The following is a 17,864-nucleotide window of genomic DNA, read 5'->3' as shown; positions in this document are numbered from 1 at the left end:
GAATTCCTCCAACAGCATGTGGGGTGGGCGGTTCGCCGAGGGGCCGTCCGCGGTGATGCGCGCGATCAATGCATCGATCCCGTTCGACAAGCAAATGTGGGCGCAGGACATCGCCGGATCGAAGGCGCATGTCGCGATGCTGGCGGCGCAGGGAATCGTGTCGGCGGAGGATGCCGCGACGATCACCGACGGGCTGGAAGAGGTCGCGGCGGACTATGCCGCGAACGGCGTGCCCGAGGATCTGGCGCTGGAGGACATCCACATGCTGACCGAGGCGCGGCTGGCCGAGCGGATCGGGCCGGTCGCCGGGCGCCTCCACACCGCGCGTAGCCGCAACGACCAGGTCGCGACCGACTTCAAGCTGTGGGTGCGCGACGCGATCGACCAGACGATCGCGGCGCTGGGCGCGTTCCAGGACGCGCTGATCGCCCGCGCCGACGAGCACGCCGATGCGGTGATGCCGGGATTCACCCATTTGCAGAGCGCGCAGCCGGTGACGCTGGGCCATCATCTGATGGCGTATCACGACATGATCGCGCGCGACCGCGGGCGGTTTAGCGATGCGCGGGCGCGGCTGAACCTGTGTCCGCTCGGCAGCGCGGCGCTGGCCGGCACCGGCTTCCTGCTCGACCGCGATGCGACCGCCGCGACGCTGGGGTTCGATGCGCCGACCACCAACAGCCTGGATGCGGTGAGCGACCGCGACTTCGCGATCGAATATCTGACCGCGGCCAGCCAGTGCGCGCTGCACTTGTCGCGGCTGGCCGAGGAATTCGTGCTGTGGGCGTCGCAGCCGTTCGGGTTCGTCGCGCTTTCCGACCAATGGTCGACCGGCAGCTCGATCATGCCGCAGAAGCGCAACCCCGACGCCGCCGAACTGGTGCGCGGGCACAGCGGGCGCATCATCGGCCTCGCCACCGGGCTGATGATTACGATGAAGGGCCTTCCGCTCGCCTACTCAAAGGACATGCAGGACGACAAGCCGCCGGTGTTCGAGGCGCACGGCCTGCTGGCGCTGTCGATCGCGGCGATGACCGGCATGGTCGAGAGCGCGACGTTCCGGACCGAGCGGATGCGCGGCGTGGCCGAGGCCGGCTTCGCCACCGCCACCGACCTGGCCGACTGGCTGGTGCGCGAGGGCGGGATTCCGTTCCGCGAGGCGCACCACATCACCGGCCGCGCGGTGGCGCGGGCCGAGGCGCTGGGGTGCAAGCTCGACCAGGTGCCGCTCGCCGACCTGCAAGCGATCGACGCGCGCATCGACGACCGCGTGTACGGCGTACTGACCGTCGACGCCTCGGTCGCCAGCCGTACCAGTTTCGGCGGCACCGCGCCGGTGCGGGTGCGCGCCGCCATTGCCGCGGCGCGCCGGATGCGCGAGGAGGAAGCATGAGAAAGCTCGGTCCCGCCCTGTTGCTCCTGACGCTGGCGGCCTGCGGCGGTCGCGGCGAGCTGAAGCCGCCCAAGGGCGTGTCGCTGCCCGTCAAGCCGTACGGCGCGCCCGCCACGCCGACCGCGACGCAGCTGCTGACGCCCTCCACGCAGGCACGCCCGCTGCGCAGCGACGAGCTGCTGAAATCGAGCGAACAGCGCAGCCGCGACGATTTCGACCTTCCGCCCAACTGATACGAAAAACCCGGCTTCGATGGACCATTTCCACTACCGCGACGGCGAACTGCACGTCGAGGACGTCCCCGTCCGCGTAATCGCGGAAGCCGTCGGCACGCCGGTGTACATCTATTCGCGCGGCACGTTCGCGCGGCATGCGCAGGTATTCCGCGAGGGGCTGGAGCAGGCCGGCGACGTCCACCTGGCCTATGCTATCAAGGCCAATCCGAACCTGGCCGTACTGCGCGTGCTCGCGAACGAAGGCTATGGCGCGGACGTTGTATCCGGGGGCGAGATGCGCCGCGCGATCGCCGCCGGAATGCCGCCCGCCGACATCGTGTTTTCAGGGGTAGGCAAGACCGAGGACGAGCTGGTCGCCGCGCTGGAGGCCGGGATCGGCCAGTTCAACCTGGAGCTGGAGGAGGAGGGCCATGTCCTCGCCCGCCTCGCCGCCGAACGCGGGCTGACCGCGCCGGCAGTGCTGCGCGTCAATCCGGACGTCGATGCGGGCACCCATGCCAAGATCTCGACCGGCAAGGCCGAGAATAAGTTCGGCGTCGCGATCAGCGATGCGGCGGGCATCTTCGCGCGGCTGTCGGGGTTGGCGGGCTTGAACCTGCGCGGGGTCGCGATCCACATCGGCAGCCAGTTGCAGAGCCTTGCACCGCTCGAGCGCGCGTACGCGCGCGTCGGCGAGCTGGTCGCCGAACTGCGCGGCGCCGGCCACACGATCACGCACGTCGATCTGGGCGGCGGTCTCGGCGTGCCGTACCGCCACGGCGATGTGTTCCCGACCCCCGCGGAACTCGGCGCGATGGTGGCGCGGGTGACCAAGGACTGGGGCGTCACGCTGATGTTCGAGCCCGGCCGCGTCATCGCCGGCAATGCGGGCGTGCTGGCGACGAAGGTGATCTGGGTGAAGCCGGGCGTCGGCGACCCCTGGGTGATCGTCGATGCGGCGATGAACGACCTCGCCCGTCCCGCGCTGTACGATGCCTTCCACGATTTCGCCGCCGTGCGCCCCAATGGCGAGCGGATGACCGCGAACATCGCCGGGCCGGTGTGCGAGAGCGGCGACACCTTCGCGATGCACCGCGAGATCGACGCGGTGGCGTCGGGCGACCTTGCGGTGTTCCGCACCGCCGGCGCGTACGGCGCGACGATGGCATCGACCTACAACAGCCGCGCGCTGGTGCCCGAAGTGCTGGTCGACGGCGACCGGTTCGCGGTGGTCGCCGACCGCATCGATCCGGGCACGATCATGGCCGCGGAGCGGGTGCCGGACTGGCTGTGAGCAGCCTCGCCAGCCTGCCGATCTTCATGCGCCTGCGCGGGCGACCGGTGATCTTGATCGGCACGGGCGAGATGGCGGCGGCGAAGCGGCGGTTGCTGGAGCGGGCCGGCGCGGTCGTGGTGGGCGAGGATGCGCAGGCTGCGCTGGCGATCGTGGTGGATGACGAGGGGGCGGTCGCGCGGCTGAAGGCGCGGGGCGTGCTGGTGAACGCGGTCGATCGGCCCGATCTTTGCGACTTCACCCTGCCCGCGATCGTCGAGCGGGGTGACGTGATCGTCGCGGTCGGGACCGGGGGTGTCTCGGCGGGGCTGGCGGCGGCGCTACGCCAGCGGATCGAGGCGTGGTTGCCGGCGGACCTCGGAGCACTGGCACGCGCGCTTCATGCCGCGCGCGAGCGTATCCGCGCGCGCTATCCCGACGGCGGCGAGCGGCGGCGGGCGATCGGGGCGGCGCTGGCGCCCGGCGGGGTGCTCGATCCGCTGGCCGGGGATGGCGATGTCGAAGGCTGGCTGGCCGGGGCGGAGGCGGCGCCCGCGCGGCTGGCGGTGTTCGCGATCACCTCACCCGATCCCGACCAACTGACCCTCGCCGCCGCCCGCGCGCTCGCGCAGGCCGACCGCGTCTATCACGCGCCCGGCATCGCCGCCGCCATCCTCGACCGCGCGCGCGCGGATGCGGTGCGGATCGCTGGCAGCCCGCCCGCCGAGTTGCCGCCGGGTATCATCGTCCATCTGGAGGATCGCCGATGAGCGGTTTCGCCGTTGCCGTGACCAAGGGGGTTGCTCGCGACATCCCGCTGAAGACCGCGCCCGCCGAGCAGGCCGATCTGGTGTGGATCCACCTGTGCGTGTCCGACGGCGAGGCGAAGGATTGGCTGGCCGACACTGCCGGCCTGCCCGATTACGCGATCGAGGGGTTGACCGCCGCCGAGACGCGGCCCCGCTGCACCGCGATGGGCGATGGTGCGCTGCTGAACCTGCGCGGCCTGTCGCAGGAGAAGCTCGGCAGCGACATGCTGGCATCGGTGCGGCTGTTCGCGCGCGCCGGATTCGTTTTCTCGGTGACGCGCAAGCCGCTCGACGCGCTGGAGGCGGTGAAGGCGGAGATCAAGACCGGCACCATCGCCGACCCCGGCGATTTGATCGCCGAATTCGCCAGCGCGATCACCGAGGAGCTGGACCCCGTCGTCGCCGATCTGGGCGACGAGCTGGACGATTGCGAGAGCCGGCTTGACGCGCATCACGCCTTCGAACTGCGCCGCAAGGTCAACCATGTGCGGATCGAGGCGATCGGATATCGCCGCTTCCTGTTCCCGCAGCGCGCCGCGCTCGAAAAGCTCGCCGCGCTGCCCGCCGACTGGCTGCACGACGACGACCGGCTCCATTTGTCCTCCGCCGCCGACCGCGCCGCGCGCATGGCGGAGGAAGTCGAATCGATCCGCGAACGCGCCGGGCTGATGCACGAGACCCTGACCGACCTGCGCGGCGAGCTGATCGACCAGCGCAGCCTGGTGATCGCGATCGCGGCGATGGTGTTCCTGCCGCTCACCTTCCTGACCGGTCTGTACGGCATGAACGTCGACGGGCTGTGGTTTGCGAAGGAGCCGTGGGCGTTCGACGCGATCGTGGCGCTGTGCGTGGTGATCGGGCTGGGCGTAACGGGCTATTTCGTGCGGCAGCACTGGACGCGGTAGGACTGGGGTGGAAGCCGGGGCCCATTATCCCCCGTTCGTGCTGAGCCTGTCGAAGCACGTGCCCGGAACACGTGCTTCGACAGGCTCAGCATGAACGGGATTACAGGGTCAGCCGCGCGACCTGATCGTGCAGTGCCTGGATCGACGCGACCAGCCGGGCGCGATCCGCGGTCGGCGTCAGGGTTGGCCGGGCCACCGACCGCGCCAGCGCGCGCGCGATGCGGGCGATGAGACTTTCAAATGCGAAGGGCTTGGCGATCCAGTCGTCGGCGCCGGCGGCCAGCGCCTCGACCGCGGCCTGCGGTTCGGCGCGGGCGGTGACCATGATGACGGGCAGGTCGCGGGTCTCGGGATCGGCGCGAATCTCGGCCAGCACGTCCACGCCGGACAGGCCGGGCATCACCATATCGAGCAGGACGAGATCGATCCCGCCGCGCGCGATCCGTTCCAGCGCCGCGCGCCCGCCGTCGATCAGGACCACGTCGTAGCCGCTTTCGCGCAGACGCCTGCCGAGCGCGGCCAGATTGGCGGGGCGATCGTCGACCGCCAGGATCGTGGCGTGCCCGCTGCGTTCGATGTCGCTGTACCCGGCCATGACACACCGTCTCCCCATGATGGCCGGAGACGCTAGGCGGTCATGGTTAACGCCGCGTCAACCGCGCGCGGACCGTCAGCTCCGGACCCGCGGTGCGAGAAAGGCGAACATCTGCCCCACCATGATCTCGATCTGCGGTTGCGCGCGGGGGATCGCATCGGGCCCGTCGGCGGTGTTGATCGCGACCCCCAGCGGCGTCGGCCAGCCGCGCAGCGCATGGGTGACGCTGCGCAGGCCAATGAGCGTCGAGACCGCCGCCTGCCATCCTGCCGCGGTGGCGATCAGCCCGACCGGCAGGCCGTGGAAATAGGGGCGCTCGTCCCCCGCCATCAGCTCGACGTAATCGAGCGCGTTCTTGACCATGCCGGAGAAGGTGCCGTGATAGCCGGGTGACCCGACGATGACCCCATCGGCGGAGCGCAGCGCCGCGACGAAGGCCTCGACGTTCGGCTCGCCACCAGTCGAGCCGGGCTCGAAATTCGGGAAGCCGATGGCGTCGCCGGTCAGCAGAGTCGTGCGCGCGCCATGATCCTCGGCGACTTTCAGTGCGGCGGCGAGCGCGCGGCCGGTGGAGGATTGCGGGCGGGTGGTGCCGCCGAGCGCGACGATATGCGGTTGGCTCATGGCGGGTGCGCTACCGGAGAAAATCGTTCGCGCCTAGCACGGGCTCAGCTCAGGCGGCGCGCCGCTTCCCACGCGCCGGCGATTTCCTCGAGCGTAGTGGCGACGGTCAGGAACGGCTGCGGATCGCTGCCGATGCTCGCCTCCACCACTTCGCTGCGCGCGCCTTGGTAGAGGCGCGACAGCGTCTTCGAGATGTCGCCGCCACGCTCAAAATCGAGCCCGCTTTCGAGTGCGAACAGGATCGCGATGGCGCGGGTGACGCGCTCGCTCTTGATGTCGTAGCGGTTGTTCTCGGCTGCCCAGGCCGCCGAGCGCAGCGCGCGCACCGCTTCGCCGTAGAGTAGCCCGACGAGGCCGGCGGCATCCTCTCCCCCCGTGCGTCCGGCGAGATCGACGGCGCGGTAGGTCGCTTCTGGCCGGGCGAAGGCGGTGGCATAGCGCGGCACGATCAGTTGCCCGAATTCCAGGCATCGACCTGCTGGGTCAGGAAGGCCTGGGTCGAGCGATAGGCGGCGACGCGCGAATCCATGCTGGCGAACTGCTGCGTCAGACGGGTCTTGGTCGATGCCTGCTGGTCGGCGAGGCGCGACTGTTCGTCGCTGAGCAACGTCTGGGCGCGCGAGTAGCGGGCCTCCGACGCGCCGAGGCCGTAGGTCCGGTCGGTGGTGCGCACGCTGATCGCCGCCAGCGCCGCGCCGAGCCCCTTGCCCGATGCGCCGGTGCCGCCGTTCGCGAACATCTTCTCGACCGCGGCGGGGTTCGCCACCAGAACCTTGGCGAGCTTGCCCGCATCGACCGACAGCGATCCGTCGCGGTTGGTTACGACGCCGATCGACGCGAGCGACGCCGGGCTGCCATCGGTCGCACCGGTCAGGTTCGTGGTCGTCAGGTTGCGCAACATGCGCTGCAATTCGGCGGCGGCGGGGTCGCGCGCGAGCGGGCCGGTCGCGGGGTCGGTCGCGGCCTTCACCATCTTCTGCAATTCGTTGAACGTCTCGATGACGTCGTTGACCGCCTGTTGCAGCGCGGTGGTCGGCGCGGTGGTGCCGAGCGTGACGATGGTCCCGGGCGCGACCGACTGAAGCTCCAGCTTCACGCCGGGCACCAGATTCTGGATGGTGTTCGAGGTGCGGCGGAACTCGATGCCGTCCACCGCGACGCGGGCGTCGGCAGCGGCGCTGCCACGCGCCATGCCGTCCGTCCCGGTCGCCGCGTTGATCCGCGCGGCAAGCCCCGGGTCGGCGGGATCATCGGTCGCGGTCAGCGTGAACGCCTTGTCCGCGCCGTTCGGCCCCTTGACCACCAGCCGCTCGCCGGTGCCGTCGGTGACGACCGACGCGACGAGGCCGAGGCCGGCGGTTCCGTTGATCTTCGCGGCGATGCCGGCGAGCGTGCCGTCGGTCTGCGCGATGTCGATGGCGGGCAGGTCGGTGGCGTCGGCGATGAAGGTGTCGATGCCGTTCTCGTCCGCGGCATAGCTGCCGAACTGCACCTTGATCTGGCCGCTGCCGATATGCGCGCCCGCCGGCGTCGCCGCGTTGGTCGCCATCGACTGGCCCGAGGTGAGCGAGCGTACCTCGATCCGCGCGTTGAGCCCGGCGACCGAGGCGCCGGCGATCAGCGTCGCCTTCACGACGCCGGTGTTGCTGCTCGATACCTGCGTCGCGAGCGAGCCGCCGCTGACAAGGCCGGCGAGCGCGGTCGAAAAGCCCGACATCGCGCTCTTCAGGCTGGCGACCGTCGAAATCTGGGAGGTCAGCGTCTCGGCGCGGTTCTCGAACTGCTTCGACTTCACCGAATATTGCGCCTCGACGAGGCTCGTCACCAGCGAGCCGATGTCGATGCCCGATCCGGCCCCCAGGGTCTTGGCAATCGAATCGACCACAACGCGTTCCCTTCCCCGAATAGAACGACCGGGTTCGGCCCCGGTTTAGCCCTGTTTCACGCCGTTTTCGTCGAAGCGCGCGGTCGCGGGCACGGTGACGAGCGGCTGGATGCCGCCTGCCGCCTGGTTCACCCCGAACACGAAGGCGAGGACGGTGGCGATCGCCATGTACAGGTCGTCGCGGACCTCCTGCCCCTCCTTGCTGGTGTAATAGACCGCGCGGGCGAGCGAGGGATATTCGAGCGTCGGCACGGCCATGTCGGCGGCGAGTTCGCGGATCGCGAGCGCGGTCGCCCCGCGGCCCTTGGCGACCACCACCGGCACCTGATCGCGACCCTGGTCGTAGCGCAGCGCGACCGCGAAGTGGGTCGGGTTGGTGAGCACGACATGCGCCTCGCCCATCGCCTTGCGGAAGCCGCCTTTCAGGATTTCGCGCTGGCGCGAGCGGATGTGCGCCTTGTTCTCCGGGCTGCCCTCGCTTTCCTTGTGCTCCTGTTTCACCTCGTCCTTCGACATGCGGAGCATCTTGTTCAGGCGGAAGGCAGCGATCGGCACGTCGATCATCGCGATCAGGACGAGACCGCCGGCCATCACGAACAGCAAGGTCAGGAACTGCCCGCCGAGCGTGCCGACCGCGCGGTTGAAATCGGCGCTGACGAGCCCGATCGAACTCGCCGAGATCGACGACAGCATGTACCAGCCGATCGAACCGAGCAGCGTGACCTTCAGCAGCGACTTGCCGAGTTCGACCCAGCCGTTCGCGCCGAAGATGCGCTTCAATCCGGAGGCGGGGTTGAGTTTCGACGGCTTGGGCGTCCAGAGCTTGGCGTTGAAACTCAGCGAGCCGAGGCCCGCCTGGCTGGCGATCGCGGCGAGGATCGAGACGGCGAACAGGATGGCGAGCGACGGCGCGAGCTTCCACCCGGCTTCCGCCAGCGGACGGAACGGTTCGAAATGCTCGACGTCGGCGCGCCCGAAGGTGAAGCCTGCGGCCATTACCGCCTTGCACGCCGACAGCAGTCCGGGGCCGAGCATCGCCAGCCACGCGCACCCGACCAGGATGCCGAGTGCGGACGCGAATTCGCGGCTGCGCAGGATCTGGCCGTCGTCGCGCGCCTTGGTCAGGCGCTTTTGAGTAGGGAGTTCTGTCTTTTCGCCGGCGGATTCGGACATCAGCCGAACACCAGCATCGCGGTCATCTCCAGTGCCTCATGCACCATGACCAGCATGTAATCGCCCATCGCCGGCATCGCCGCGACCAGCGCGACGACCCCGACCGCGAGGCTGGCGGGCAGGCCGACCGCGAACAGGTTGAGCGCCGGCGCCGATCGCGAGAGCATGCCGACGATCAGGTTGAGGCACAGCAGCAGGAACCCGACCGGCAGCGCCAGCAACAGCCCGGCGAGAAACGCATAGCCGCCGAAGAAGGCGATGTTGCGCAGGCGGTCGGGCGACAGCCAGGCGGCGCCCGGCGGCATCGCTTCGTAACTGCGCAGGATCAGGTCGACCAGGATCAGGTGCCCGTCGACCGAGAGAAACAGCAAGGTCAGCAGGATCGAGAGGAACTGGCCGATCGCCGGCGACGACCGCCCGTTCAGCGGATCGACCGCCTGCGCGAAACCGATGCCCATCGACGTGCCGATCAACTCGCTGGCGATCAGCGGTGCCGCGAACGCGATCTGGAGAACGAAGCCGATCGCCAGCCCGACCAGCGCCTCCCCCATCACCATGACGATGGTGGTGAGCGAGAAGATCTGTTCGGGCGCGGCGATGGCGCGCGCGTTCATCGCCAGGATGGAGATCGCGCCGGCCAGCAGGATGCGGACCTGCACCGGCACCGACACCGCACCGAACACCGGCGCGGCGACGAATGCCGCGCCGACGCGCACCATCGTGAAGACGAGCGTCCAGAGCTGCGGCTCGATCGAGAGGCCGAAGCCTAGCATGGCGCGGGCCGTGAGAGCGCGCACGCTGCGCGCCACTCGGCCAAGCCCAGCCAGCGGGCGCGATGCGCCCGACTGACGGCGCGGCTTTGCCGCGGCGCGACCACACGCGCAGCGCGCCGCGGCAAAGCCGCGTCGTCGGACGTCGGCGTCGCCGTCGCCGGCCGTGCTTGCGCCGGGCGCGCGGGCGTGGCCGCGCTGGCGCTTCGCATCATTTTACCAGATCCGGAATGCGCTCGAAGATGCTCGTCGTGAAATCGCTCAGCAGCCCCAGGATCATCGCGCCGAACACGACCAGCGACACCGCGACCACGATCAGCTTGGGCACGAAGCTCAACGTCTGCTCGTTGATCGACGTCGCCGCCTGGATCATGCCGAGGATCAGGCCGGAGACCAGCGCGGGGATCAGGATCGGGGCGGACGCGAGCGCCAGCACCCACATCGCTTCGCGCGCGACGGTCAGGAAATAATCGGCGTCCATTACGCTAACTCACGAAGCTGTTGGCGAGGCTGCCCATCGTCAGCGCCCAGCCGTCGACGAGGACGAACAGCAGCAGCTTGAACGGCAGCGAGATGATCTGCGGACTGAGCATCATCATGCCCAAGGACATGAGGACCGTCGCGACCACCAGGTCGATGACTATGAAGGGCAGGAAGATCAGGAACCCGATCTGGAACGCGGTCTTCAATTCGGAGGTGACGAAAGCCGGCAGCAGGACCGCAAAGGGCACGTCGGCGGGGTTCGCGTATGGACCGCTCTTCGCCATGCCGGCGAACATCGTCACGTCCTTCACGCGGGTCTGCTTGATCATGAAGGCGTGGAAGCTCTTGCCGCCCTCCGCAATCATCTGCGTCGCCTCGATCTTGCCGGCCGAATAGGGCTGGATCGCGCGGGTGTTCACGTCGGAGATGGTCGGCGCCATCACGAACAGCGACAGGAACAGCGAAAGGCCGATCAGCACCTGGTTGGGCGGCGAATTCTGGAGGCCCAGCGCCTGACGCAGGATCGCGAGCACGATGACGATGCGCGTGAAGCTGGTCATCATCAGGAGCAGGCTCGGCAGGATCGTGAGCAGCCCCATGATGATGAGGACCTGCAGCGACAGGCTGAGCGGGGCCTGCCCACCGCCGAGCTGGCCGAGCGCACGGTCGATGCCGTCGCCGACGCCGGGCGCGACGGGCGCGATCGGGGCAGCGGGCGCGGCTTGCGCGAACGCCGGGAAGGCGACGAGCATCGCGGTCATCACCGCGAACACGACGAGCAGCGCGCGGAAGGTGCGGCCCGACGTGCTGTCGAAACTTGGCAGAATCAGGTCGCGGATCATTTCAGGTCGGTCCCGACGCTGGCGCCAGCCTTGTCGATCAAGGTCACGCCACCGCGACCGACCGAGATCAGCAGCCGGCGCCCTTCGAAATCGAGCACCGCGAGGCGCAGGCCCGGTGAGATCATCATCGTCTCACGCACTTTCAGCAGCTTCTCGCCCTGGTTGCCGGGCATCCGCGCCTCGAGCCGGCGCCAGAGATACAGGCAGCCGATCAGCAGGCCGCAGACCAGCGGCAGCAGAATGACGAGCTTCAGGATATAGGACCACATCATGGCGTCAGCGGCTCGCGCGCTTGTCGGGGCTGACCAGCTCGGTCATCCGCACGCCGAACTTGTCGCCGACGGTCACGACTTCGCCGCGGCCGATCAGCGTGCCGTTGACGAAGACGTCGAGCAGCTCGTTGGCGTGGCGATCGAGCTCGATCACGCTCGCTTCACCGAGCGCGAGCAGTTCGCGCAGGGAAAGCTGGGTCGAGCCGATCTCTACGGTCAGCTTGACATCGACGTCCTGGAGCAGCCGGAAATTGGCAGCGACCGAAGGCTCGACGGGAAATCCGCCGGTCATGTCGTTCATTGGAAATCCTCTTCGTCGAGACGGTCGATCTGGGTGATGCGGATGGCTGCATAGCCGTTGGAGGTGCCGACAGTGCCCGTGCCGAGGCGGTCGCCGCCGACCATGACAGGCACGTCGGCGCCGAAGCTGACCGGGATGACGTCCCCGACCTTCAGCTCCATCAGCGTGGTGAGCGCGATGGTCGGTTCGGCGAGCACCGAGCGGACCGGGAATTTGACGTTCATGGCGGCGCGGGTCAGCCCGGCGCGCCATTTGGGCTCGGCGGTCGCGGTGCGTCCGACGACCTTGCCGGTCAGCGTCGGCGCGAAGGGTTTCAGCGCGGCGACCGGATAGACGAGGTCGATGAATACCGGCTCCCGGTCCCCGGCGGCGAGGCCGAAGCGGGTGACGATCATCGCATCGTCGCCGTCCACCCCCTGGAGCATCGCGGGCGACGCCTCGGGATGGCCCGGCGTGAACGCGACGCGGGCGAGCGGTTCCCACGCGCGGCTCAAGGGGTCGGCGACCATCTGGCCGAGGCGACGGATCATCGCTTCGGCAGCGGGGGTGAATTCGGACGGCATGACGCGCGGACGATCGCCGTTGCCGCCGAAGAACAGGTCGAGCGTCTCGACGACGAAGCCGCCGTCGAGCACGGCCAGCACGCGGCAGTCGCTCGCGGAAGCGCCGGCGGTCGTCATCGCCAGCGGCAGCCAGGCGGTCAGCGCGCCGTCGCGTTCCGCCGAATAATCGGCGAACCGCTGCACGACGATCGGCTCCGCCCAGGTGCGCAGGGAGGTGCGCAGCACCGGCTCGAACACCGTCCTGAGGCTGCGCGCGAGCCGTGCGGAGAGGTGCTGGAGCGTGTGCAGGTCGCCGAACGGATTGAGATTCGCGCCCCCCAGCGAAGCCGTATGCTCCGCCGGGGCCCGTGGCCGTTCGCGCCGTTCGATCGTTTCGGTTGCCGTGCTGTTAACCATGCACGGTCACTGAACAACGAAATTGGTAAAGTAGACGTTACCAACGCCGCCGAATCCTTCTTTCTGCTTCAGCACGCCGTTGATCGATTGGGCCAGCCGGCGCTGCAATTGCTGCTTGCCGTCGTTGGTGAAAACCGTATCCTCGTCGGTGTCGCCGAGCGTCATCAGCACCGCGGAGCGCACCGCGATCTCATGGGTCTTCAGATTGTCGATGACGCGGTCGTCGTAGGGCGTGGAGACGGCCAGCCCGACCTGGATGAAGTGCACGCTTTCCTTCAGGTTCGACGTGAACTCCTTTTCGATGGTGTAGTAGGTGGAGGCGTATTTGTCGCCGCCCGCCCCCTTTGGCGTCGGCAGGCCGGCGTGCGATTCGGCCTTGGCCGCGCCCTCCCCTTCGCCCTCTGCCGCCGCACCCTCGCCGCCGCCCTCGCCGCCTTCAGAGCCGGCGGCAGACGCGCGCTTCTCCTCGGCCTTGGGCACCAGCCGCGGGGTATCGGCTTCGGCGGCGCCCTCCGCCGCATGGCCGCCACCGATCAGGCCACTCGACGCGGCATAGAGACCGGCGCCGACGCCCCCGCCGACCAGCGCGATCAGGCCGACGCCCATCATCAGCAGCTTGACCAGCTTGCCCTTCTTCTTCGGGGTTTCGGCGGTGTCGGTCTTGGTCTTGTCGCTCATCGTTCAGATCCTTTCACGGTCACGCAAGGCGCGAATCGGTGGTGGTGTCGGTGTCGTCGTTGGCGGCGGCGCGGCGCGGGCGCGGCGGCGTGGCGGGCGTCGGCGCCTGTGGCTGGCGCGCGTCGCTTTGGCCCTGCGACTGAGGCTGCGCGTGCGTATCGACGCTGGCGCCGCCCATGCGAAGACCGCGCGATTCGGCCATATCGGCAAGGCGCGGCGCGGCTTCGGTCAGCAGCGCGCGGGCGTGCGGATTGTCGCTGGTCAGGCGGACCTGCACGGTGCCGCTGTCGTCGCGGCTGACCGCGACGTCCACGGTGCCGAGCGCGTCGGGCGACAGGCGGATGCGCGTCTCGCCCACGCCGTTCTCCCCCTGCAGCGTCTCGATATGGTCGATCATCGCGCCGATCCATTCGGCGCGGGCGGTGTCGACGTGCGCCACCGGCACGGGAGCCGTCGGCGCCAGGGCATGCGGCAACGATGCGACCGGCGCGGCGATACCCGCCAGCGGGAACGCGTCGGCGAGATCGGCAAGCGGATCGTCGCGCCGGACACGCGCGGCGGGGCGTTCGGCTTCGAAGATCGCGGCGGCGAATGCCTGGCTCGCGACTTGCGGTGCGCTGATGGCTGCCGGCGGGGTTGCGGGTGCGACGACCGTCACCTGCACCGGAGCAGCCGGTTCGAACGAGGGCGCGCGCGCCGCTATCGCTGGGGCGTGGGCGGTGGGTTCGATCGTCGGCATTGTAATTACCGACGTGCTGGCGGGCACGACGACCGACGGGGCAGCGGTCGGCGGCGCGATCGACGCCATGATGACGGGCGCCGGGGCCACGGAGGGTTGGGTCGGCGTCGCGGCGACACGCGGGCGTGCAACGGCAGCGGGCGTCGGCTCTCCGGGCACGGGGCGTCCGATCACTGCCGAAAGCGCAGGCGACGCTGCGACTGCGGCAGGGGCCGGCACGTCGGGGCGCTCCGGCGTCGGGACAGGCGTATTCGACGGCGACACCTCGTGCGACTGCACCGGCGCGCGCGGGTCGGTCACCGGTCGGGATTTCGGGTCGCTAGCCGGTGCTGCGATGTCGATCGGCGGCGCGGCGGATGGCGCGGTAGGCTGCGATGTCGGCGCGCCGCTCGGTGGCGGGCTGGCCGGCTCGACGACAAGGGCTGTGTCGGGGATTGGCGCCTTGCCGCCAATGACCATTGCAGCCCCGTCGGGTTTGGCGGAGCTGACCTCCATCGCCGGCGAGACGGGCGGTGTCGGAACGACGGGTGGCGGTCCGGCGACGGTGGGCGCTTCAGGCGTCGGCGGCGCGATGCCGGCAGCAGCATCGACACGCTTGCGACGCGTCGGGGTTGCGACGGCCTCGGTGGTCGGCTGATCCTTGCCCATCGACGGTCCCGACGCGGCAACAGCGACCTGCGCGGGTTTGCGATCGCGGCTCCGGGGTGCGCGGGGCGTTTCCGGAGCCAGCGTGTCGGGCGCAGCGAGCGCAGCGGGCACCGGTTCACTCGAAACTGTGGCGATCGTTTCAGGGTCGGCACCGAGCGCGACGGGCTGCGTCATCGGGCGCGGCAGCGGCGCGCCCTGCCGGGGCGTGGTGGTGGTGATGACGACGGGCGCGACCGGGGCCGGCGTACCCGGGTCGAGCGGCGTGACGAAGACGATATCGGGGGTCACCGTTGGCCGTGGTTTTCCGGGCACTGCGGCGACAGGTTCTGCCTCGACGGTCACCGGCGCGTCGGGCGCTGGCGGCTCGACGACCGTCAACTCGAGCGCACGCGTGCCCGATACCGGCACCACCGCCGGCGGCGGCACGAAGCGGGCGACGTCGCCGGTCGCGATCACCGGCAACGGCTTGCCGGGGTCGGCAACGGCTTGCAGGGCGTCGTCGCCCATAACGGGCGATGGCGCTACGAGCGCCGGCGTCACGGCGGCTGCGCCCGGCGCTGCCAACTGGGCGAGCGCGAGCGCGAAATCGCTGGTGGTGGCAAGGGGAGACCCGGCGGGGCGGGCGGTGTCTATCGCGCCCGGTGACGGCAGGGTCGAAAGCTGGATCATGCGGGCGGCGGTCCTCTGGCGAAAGCTAGCCCGAACCCCTCAGCAAGGAGCGTGCCGGTTTCGCCTGAACGCCGGCGCTTCCTCCATCGCGCGCAATTCCTTCAGCGCCGCCTGCGCCTCGGCACGGACGATCAGCTTCTCGATCGCGGACTGGTCGCGGCGGGCTTCGCGGGTCGCTTCGCGCGCGCGCTCGAGACCGGCTGCGGCGACCTCGACGCGCTTTTCGGCGGCGAGCGCGGAGGCGTGGAGCCGGTCGCGGTAATAGGCTGCGGCGGCGAGGCTCGCGGCGAACCCCGTGTCCTCGGCCTGCGGGGTGATGTTGGCGGCGAGCTGGGCGATGCGCGACTGGAGCGCCGATTCGCTGTCGACGCGCGCACCGGCGGCAATCTCCTGCGCCTGCACCTGCCCCAATTGCAGCGTGCGGACGCGGTGCAGGCGGGCGAGCTTCGCCTTGTTCTTGTCAGCCATCGCCGAAGACGCCGGTCAGCTCGGTCACCGCTTCCTCCAGCCCGACGACCTGGTCCGCATCCTGGCGAACATAATCCATCACCGCGCCGTGATAGGCGATGGCGGCGTCGATCGCGGGGTCGGCGCCGGCGCGGTAAGCGCCCATCAGAACGAGGTCGCGGTTTTCCTCATACGTCGCCAGATGACGGCGCAGGATGCGGGCGGCGTGCTGATGCTGGCGCGGCACGATATCGGTCATCACGCGGCTGACGGACGGGCCGATGTCGATCGCGGGATAGACGCCGCGTTCGGCCAGCGCGCGGTTCAGAACGATGTGCCCGTCAAGGATCGAGCGCGCCGAATCGACGACCGGGTCGTTGCCGTCGTCGCCGTCGGCCAGCACGGTGTAGATCGCGGTGATCGCGCCCCCGGTCAGCGCGCAGGTGCCGGCGCGCTCGATCAGATTGGGCAGCATCGCGATTGCCGACGGCGGGTATCCGCGCGCGGACGCGGGCTCGCCGAGCGCCAGCCCGATCTCGCGACCGGCATGAGCAACACGGGTCAGCGAATCCATGATGAGCAGGACGTTCTTGCCCTCGGCACGGAACGCCTCGGCAATGGCGGTGGCGCGCAGCGCGCCGCGGATGCGCAGCACGGGCGAATGGTTGGCGGGGACGGCGACGACTACGCTGCGCGCGCGCGCTTCGCCGAACACCTTGGTTTCGAGGAAATCGGCGACTTCGCGGCTGCGCTCGCCGATCAGGCCGACGACGACCACGTCGGCCTTGGCTGCGCGGACGATCATGCCGAGCAGCACCGACTTGCCGACGCCCGAGCCGGCCATGATGCCGACGCGCTGGCCCTGGCCGATGGTGAGCAGCCCGTTGATCGCGCGCACGCCGACGTCCATCGGCTGGAGCACGCGGCCGCGGTCGAGCGGGGACTGGAGCTTGCCCGCGAGCGGCCAGCGTTGGGCACCGCGGATCGGCCCCTGCCCGTCGATCGGTTTGCCGGCACCATCGACCACGCGCCCGAGCAGCGCCGCGCCGACCTCCGCCTCTCCGGGCGGGCCGATCGGACGGACGGGCGCGTTGGGCAGGAGAGCGGCGGGGCCGCCGAGGTTCATCAGCAACGTCTTGCCGCTGCGGAAGCCGATCACCTCCGCTTCCACCGTGTCGCCGACCGAACAGACCGTGCCGACCGGCAGCGACAGGCCGATCGCCTCCATCAGCAAGCCATCGTAGGACGACAGTCGCCCCGACACGCGGGGACGGGGCGCGAAGTCGCGCACGCCCAGATCGTCGAGATAGCGTTCCGCGAAGACGTTCAGCATGCGGGCACGGCAACCCGGTCGATCGCGGCAGTCAGCTGCGCGAGCCACTGGTCGGGGCCGTCCTCGACGATGGTCGACGCGCTTTCGAGCACGAAGCTGCCGCGCGCGATCGCTGCGTCGCCGACCGGGAACAGCGTCTTGGGCAGCCGCCCCTCGACCAGCGCGACATCGTCGGGATGGAGGCGCAGCAGCGCGCTTTCGGCGGAGTCGGCGAGGATATCGACCGCGGATTCGATGCGGCCCGCGAGCAGCTCGGCGGACACGCCGACGTCGCCGACCAGCCGCGCGACGAGCAGCAGCACCGTCTGGCGCATCTGCCGCGCGATCCGGTCGCGGTCGAACGCGATCCCCTGCCCCAGCGCGGTACCGAGTGCGGCGGCGAGTGCCGCGTCACGCCCGGCGTCGGCGGCGGCCTCGGCAAGCGCGGCGGCATAGCCCTCCGCGTGCCCCGCGGCGTGGGCGGCGGCGACCGGATCGACGAAGCCCTTGGGATCGCCGGCCTGGTCGAGCGAGGGATCGAGCGGATCCCAGCCCTCGGTCGGGTTGGCGTCGGGATCGCGCGGCGCGAAATGGCGCGGGCCGGCTTCCCCCTGCGGCGCGAAGCCGCGCGGCTTGGGACGAGCGGTCAGGTCGCGCGTCTCGAACGCAGCGGGCAGCGCGAAGGCGGCACCGAGCGCGGCAGCGGCGGCATCGTGGCGGCTGGCGAAACCGGGGAGGAAGCTCATGCCACCGCCCCCGTCACACACCGTTCGTTTCGAGTAGGGATCGAGCGTAGTCGAGAGCCCGTATCGAGAAAGATTTCTCGATACGTCGTCTCGACAAGCTCGACGACTACTCGAAACGAACGGATT

The 17,864-nt window shown here is 69.7% G+C and carries 21 protein-coding genes; 5 read left to right on the top strand and 16 right to left on the bottom strand.

What is annotated here, in order from left to right; all coding sequences use genetic code 11:
- The first annotated feature begins 16 nt into the window (after positions 1–16).
- From argH to M9980_RS13745, 5 genes are read left to right on the top strand one after another with little or no spacing between them, the layout of a single operon-like run.
- Positions 17–1,393 carry an argininosuccinate lyase gene (gene argH, locus M9980_RS13765; RefSeq protein WP_250754980.1) on the top strand — a complete coding sequence of 459 codons (1,377 nt, stop codon included), beginning with the start codon at positions 17–19 and terminating at the stop codon, positions 1,391–1,393.
- Positions 1,390–1,626 carry a hypothetical protein gene (locus M9980_RS13760; protein ID WP_250751905.1) on the top strand — a complete coding sequence of 79 codons (237 nt, stop codon included), beginning with the start codon at positions 1,390–1,392 and terminating at the stop codon, positions 1,624–1,626. The genes argH and M9980_RS13760 overlap by 4 nt, the downstream gene beginning before the upstream one ends.
- 19 nt (positions 1,627–1,645) lie before the next feature.
- Positions 1,646–2,902, top strand: coding sequence for a diaminopimelate decarboxylase (gene lysA, locus M9980_RS13755; RefSeq protein WP_250751903.1), 1,257 nt, complete (start codon positions 1,646–1,648; stop codon positions 2,900–2,902).
- A 26-nt stretch (positions 2,903–2,928) separates the two neighbouring features.
- Positions 2,929–3,651, top strand: a complete 723-nt coding sequence (locus tag M9980_RS13750; protein ID WP_250754978.1) for a precorrin-2 dehydrogenase/sirohydrochlorin ferrochelatase family protein — start codon at positions 2,929–2,931, stop codon at positions 3,649–3,651.
- On the top strand, positions 3,648–4,595 hold the full coding sequence (locus M9980_RS13745) for a zinc transporter ZntB (protein ID WP_250751901.1): 948 nt from the start codon (positions 3,648–3,650) through the stop codon (positions 4,593–4,595). The genes M9980_RS13750 and M9980_RS13745 overlap by 4 nt, the downstream gene beginning before the upstream one ends.
- A gap of 100 nt (positions 4,596–4,695) precedes the next feature.
- Here M9980_RS13745 and M9980_RS13740 read toward each other — a convergent pair whose 3' ends face one another.
- The 16 genes from M9980_RS13740 to M9980_RS13665 all read right to left on the bottom strand — a co-directional run bounded on the left by M9980_RS13740 (position 4,696) and on the right by M9980_RS13665 (position 17,738).
- Complete coding sequence (locus M9980_RS13740) at positions 4,696–5,190, bottom strand: response regulator (protein ID WP_250751899.1); 495 nt, start codon at positions 5,188–5,190, stop codon at positions 4,696–4,698.
- A gap of 75 nt (positions 5,191–5,265) precedes the next feature.
- Positions 5,266–5,814, bottom strand: coding sequence for an NADPH-dependent FMN reductase (locus M9980_RS13735; RefSeq protein WP_250751897.1), 549 nt, complete (start codon positions 5,812–5,814; stop codon positions 5,266–5,268).
- A gap of 44 nt (positions 5,815–5,858) precedes the next feature.
- Positions 5,859–6,260, bottom strand: coding sequence for a flagellar export chaperone FliS (locus M9980_RS13730; protein ID WP_340689104.1), 402 nt, complete (start codon positions 6,258–6,260; stop codon positions 5,859–5,861).
- Between the two features lie 2 nt (positions 6,261–6,262).
- Positions 6,263–7,699, bottom strand: coding sequence for a flagellar filament capping protein FliD (gene fliD, locus M9980_RS13725; protein ID WP_250751895.1), 1,437 nt, complete (start codon positions 7,697–7,699; stop codon positions 6,263–6,265).
- A 45-nt stretch (positions 7,700–7,744) separates the two neighbouring features.
- Positions 7,745–8,872 carry an EscU/YscU/HrcU family type III secretion system export apparatus switch protein gene (locus M9980_RS13720; protein WP_250751893.1) on the bottom strand — a complete coding sequence of 376 codons (1,128 nt, stop codon included), beginning with the start codon at positions 8,870–8,872 and terminating at the stop codon, positions 7,745–7,747.
- Positions 8,872–9,645 (bottom strand): flagellar biosynthetic protein FliR, encoded by a 774-nt coding sequence (gene fliR, locus M9980_RS13715; RefSeq protein WP_250754974.1) that lies wholly within the window; start codon positions 9,643–9,645, stop codon positions 8,872–8,874. The genes M9980_RS13720 and fliR overlap by 1 nt, the downstream gene beginning before the upstream one ends.
- A gap of 208 nt (positions 9,646–9,853) precedes the next feature.
- A complete protein-coding gene (gene fliQ, locus M9980_RS13710; protein ID WP_250751890.1) occupies positions 9,854–10,123 on the bottom strand; it encodes a flagellar biosynthesis protein FliQ in 270 nt (89 codons plus the stop codon).
- 4 nt (positions 10,124–10,127) lie between these two features.
- Positions 10,128–10,886, bottom strand: a complete 759-nt coding sequence (fliP, locus tag M9980_RS13705) for a flagellar type III secretion system pore protein FliP (RefSeq protein WP_250754972.1) — start codon at positions 10,884–10,886, stop codon at positions 10,128–10,130.
- 77 nt (positions 10,887–10,963) lie between these two features.
- Positions 10,964–11,239, bottom strand: a complete 276-nt coding sequence (locus M9980_RS13700; RefSeq protein ID WP_250751888.1) for a FliO/MopB family protein — start codon at positions 11,237–11,239, stop codon at positions 10,964–10,966.
- 4 nt (positions 11,240–11,243) lie between these two features.
- On the bottom strand, positions 11,244–11,540 hold the full coding sequence (gene fliN, locus M9980_RS13695; RefSeq protein WP_250751885.1) for a flagellar motor switch protein FliN: 297 nt from the start codon (positions 11,538–11,540) through the stop codon (positions 11,244–11,246).
- Positions 11,537–12,499, bottom strand: coding sequence for a flagellar motor switch protein FliM (locus M9980_RS13690; RefSeq protein ID WP_250751883.1), 963 nt, complete (start codon positions 12,497–12,499; stop codon positions 11,537–11,539). Before M9980_RS13690 ends, fliN begins: the two co-directional genes overlap by 4 nt.
- A 6-nt stretch (positions 12,500–12,505) precedes the next feature.
- Entirely contained in the window at positions 12,506–13,177 is a 672-nt protein-coding gene (locus tag M9980_RS13685; RefSeq protein ID WP_250751881.1) for a flagellar basal body-associated FliL family protein, read from the bottom strand.
- A 19-nt stretch (positions 13,178–13,196) separates the two neighbouring features.
- A complete protein-coding gene (locus tag M9980_RS13680) occupies positions 13,197–15,233 on the bottom strand; it encodes a flagellar hook-length control protein FliK (protein WP_250751880.1) in 2,037 nt (678 codons plus the stop codon).
- Positions 15,234–15,272: 39 nt separating this feature from the next.
- On the bottom strand, positions 15,273–15,701 hold the full coding sequence (locus tag M9980_RS13675; protein ID WP_250751878.1) for a hypothetical protein: 429 nt from the start codon (positions 15,699–15,701) through the stop codon (positions 15,273–15,275).
- Positions 15,694–17,013: a FliI/YscN family ATPase gene (locus tag M9980_RS13670; protein WP_250751877.1), complete on the bottom strand. Its 1,320-nt coding sequence runs from the start codon at positions 17,011–17,013 to the stop codon at positions 15,694–15,696. The genes M9980_RS13675 and M9980_RS13670 overlap by 8 nt, the downstream gene beginning before the upstream one ends.
- Entirely contained in the window at positions 17,007–17,738 is a 732-nt protein-coding gene (locus tag M9980_RS13665) for a FliH/SctL family protein (protein ID WP_250751876.1), read from the bottom strand. The genes M9980_RS13670 and M9980_RS13665 overlap by 7 nt, the downstream gene beginning before the upstream one ends.
- Between the last annotated feature and the right edge of the window lie 126 nt (positions 17,739–17,864).

The sequence above is a fragment of the Sphingomonas donggukensis genome, from assembly GCF_023674425.1.
Lineage (GTDB): Bacteria > Pseudomonadota > Alphaproteobacteria > Sphingomonadales > Sphingomonadaceae > Sphingomonas > Sphingomonas donggukensis.
Note: the sequence above shows the minus strand (reverse complement) of the source record. Positions and strands in the feature narration are given on the sequence as shown.

Coding starts and splice junctions, on each gene's coding strand:
- argH (WP_250754980.1), top strand. CDS start 17: ATGTGGGGTGGGCGGTTCGCCGAGGGGCCGTCCGCGGTGATGCGCGCG.
- M9980_RS13720 (WP_250751893.1), bottom strand. CDS start 8,872: ATGTCCGAATCCGCCGGCGAAAAGACAGAACTCCCTACTCAAAAGCGC.
- M9980_RS13665 (WP_250751876.1), bottom strand. CDS start 17,738: ATGAGCTTCCTCCCCGGTTTCGCCAGCCGCCACGATGCCGCCGCTGCC.
- fliP (WP_250754972.1), bottom strand. CDS start 10,886: ATGACCGCGATGCTCGTCGCCTTCCCGGCGTTCGCGCAAGCCGCGCCC.
- fliQ (WP_250751890.1), bottom strand. CDS start 10,123: ATGGACGCCGATTATTTCCTGACCGTCGCGCGCGAAGCGATGTGGGTG.
- M9980_RS13750 (WP_250754978.1), top strand. CDS start 2,929: ATGCGCCTGCGCGGGCGACCGGTGATCTTGATCGGCACGGGCGAGATG.
- fliN (WP_250751885.1), bottom strand. CDS start 11,540: ATGAACGACATGACCGGCGGATTTCCCGTCGAGCCTTCGGTCGCTGCC.
- M9980_RS13680 (WP_250751880.1), bottom strand. CDS start 15,233: ATGATCCAGCTTTCGACCCTGCCGTCACCGGGCGCGATAGACACCGCC.
- lysA (WP_250751903.1), top strand. CDS start 1,646: ATGGACCATTTCCACTACCGCGACGGCGAACTGCACGTCGAGGACGTC.
- M9980_RS13685 (WP_250751881.1), bottom strand. CDS start 13,177: ATGAGCGACAAGACCAAGACCGACACCGCCGAAACCCCGAAGAAGAAG.
- M9980_RS13670 (WP_250751877.1), bottom strand. CDS start 17,013: ATGCTGAACGTCTTCGCGGAACGCTATCTCGACGATCTGGGCGTGCGC.
- M9980_RS13740 (WP_250751899.1), bottom strand. CDS start 5,190: ATGGCCGGGTACAGCGACATCGAACGCAGCGGGCACGCCACGATCCTG.
- M9980_RS13675 (WP_250751878.1), bottom strand. CDS start 15,701: ATGGCTGACAAGAACAAGGCGAAGCTCGCCCGCCTGCACCGCGTCCGC.
- M9980_RS13745 (WP_250751901.1), top strand. CDS start 3,648: ATGAGCGGTTTCGCCGTTGCCGTGACCAAGGGGGTTGCTCGCGACATC.
- M9980_RS13700 (WP_250751888.1), bottom strand. CDS start 11,239: ATGATGTGGTCCTATATCCTGAAGCTCGTCATTCTGCTGCCGCTGGTC.
- fliR (WP_250754974.1), bottom strand. CDS start 9,645: ATGCTAGGCTTCGGCCTCTCGATCGAGCCGCAGCTCTGGACGCTCGTC.
- M9980_RS13690 (WP_250751883.1), bottom strand. CDS start 12,499: ATGGTTAACAGCACGGCAACCGAAACGATCGAACGGCGCGAACGGCCA.
- M9980_RS13760 (WP_250751905.1), top strand. CDS start 1,390: ATGAGAAAGCTCGGTCCCGCCCTGTTGCTCCTGACGCTGGCGGCCTGC.
- M9980_RS13735 (WP_250751897.1), bottom strand. CDS start 5,814: ATGAGCCAACCGCATATCGTCGCGCTCGGCGGCACCACCCGCCCGCAA.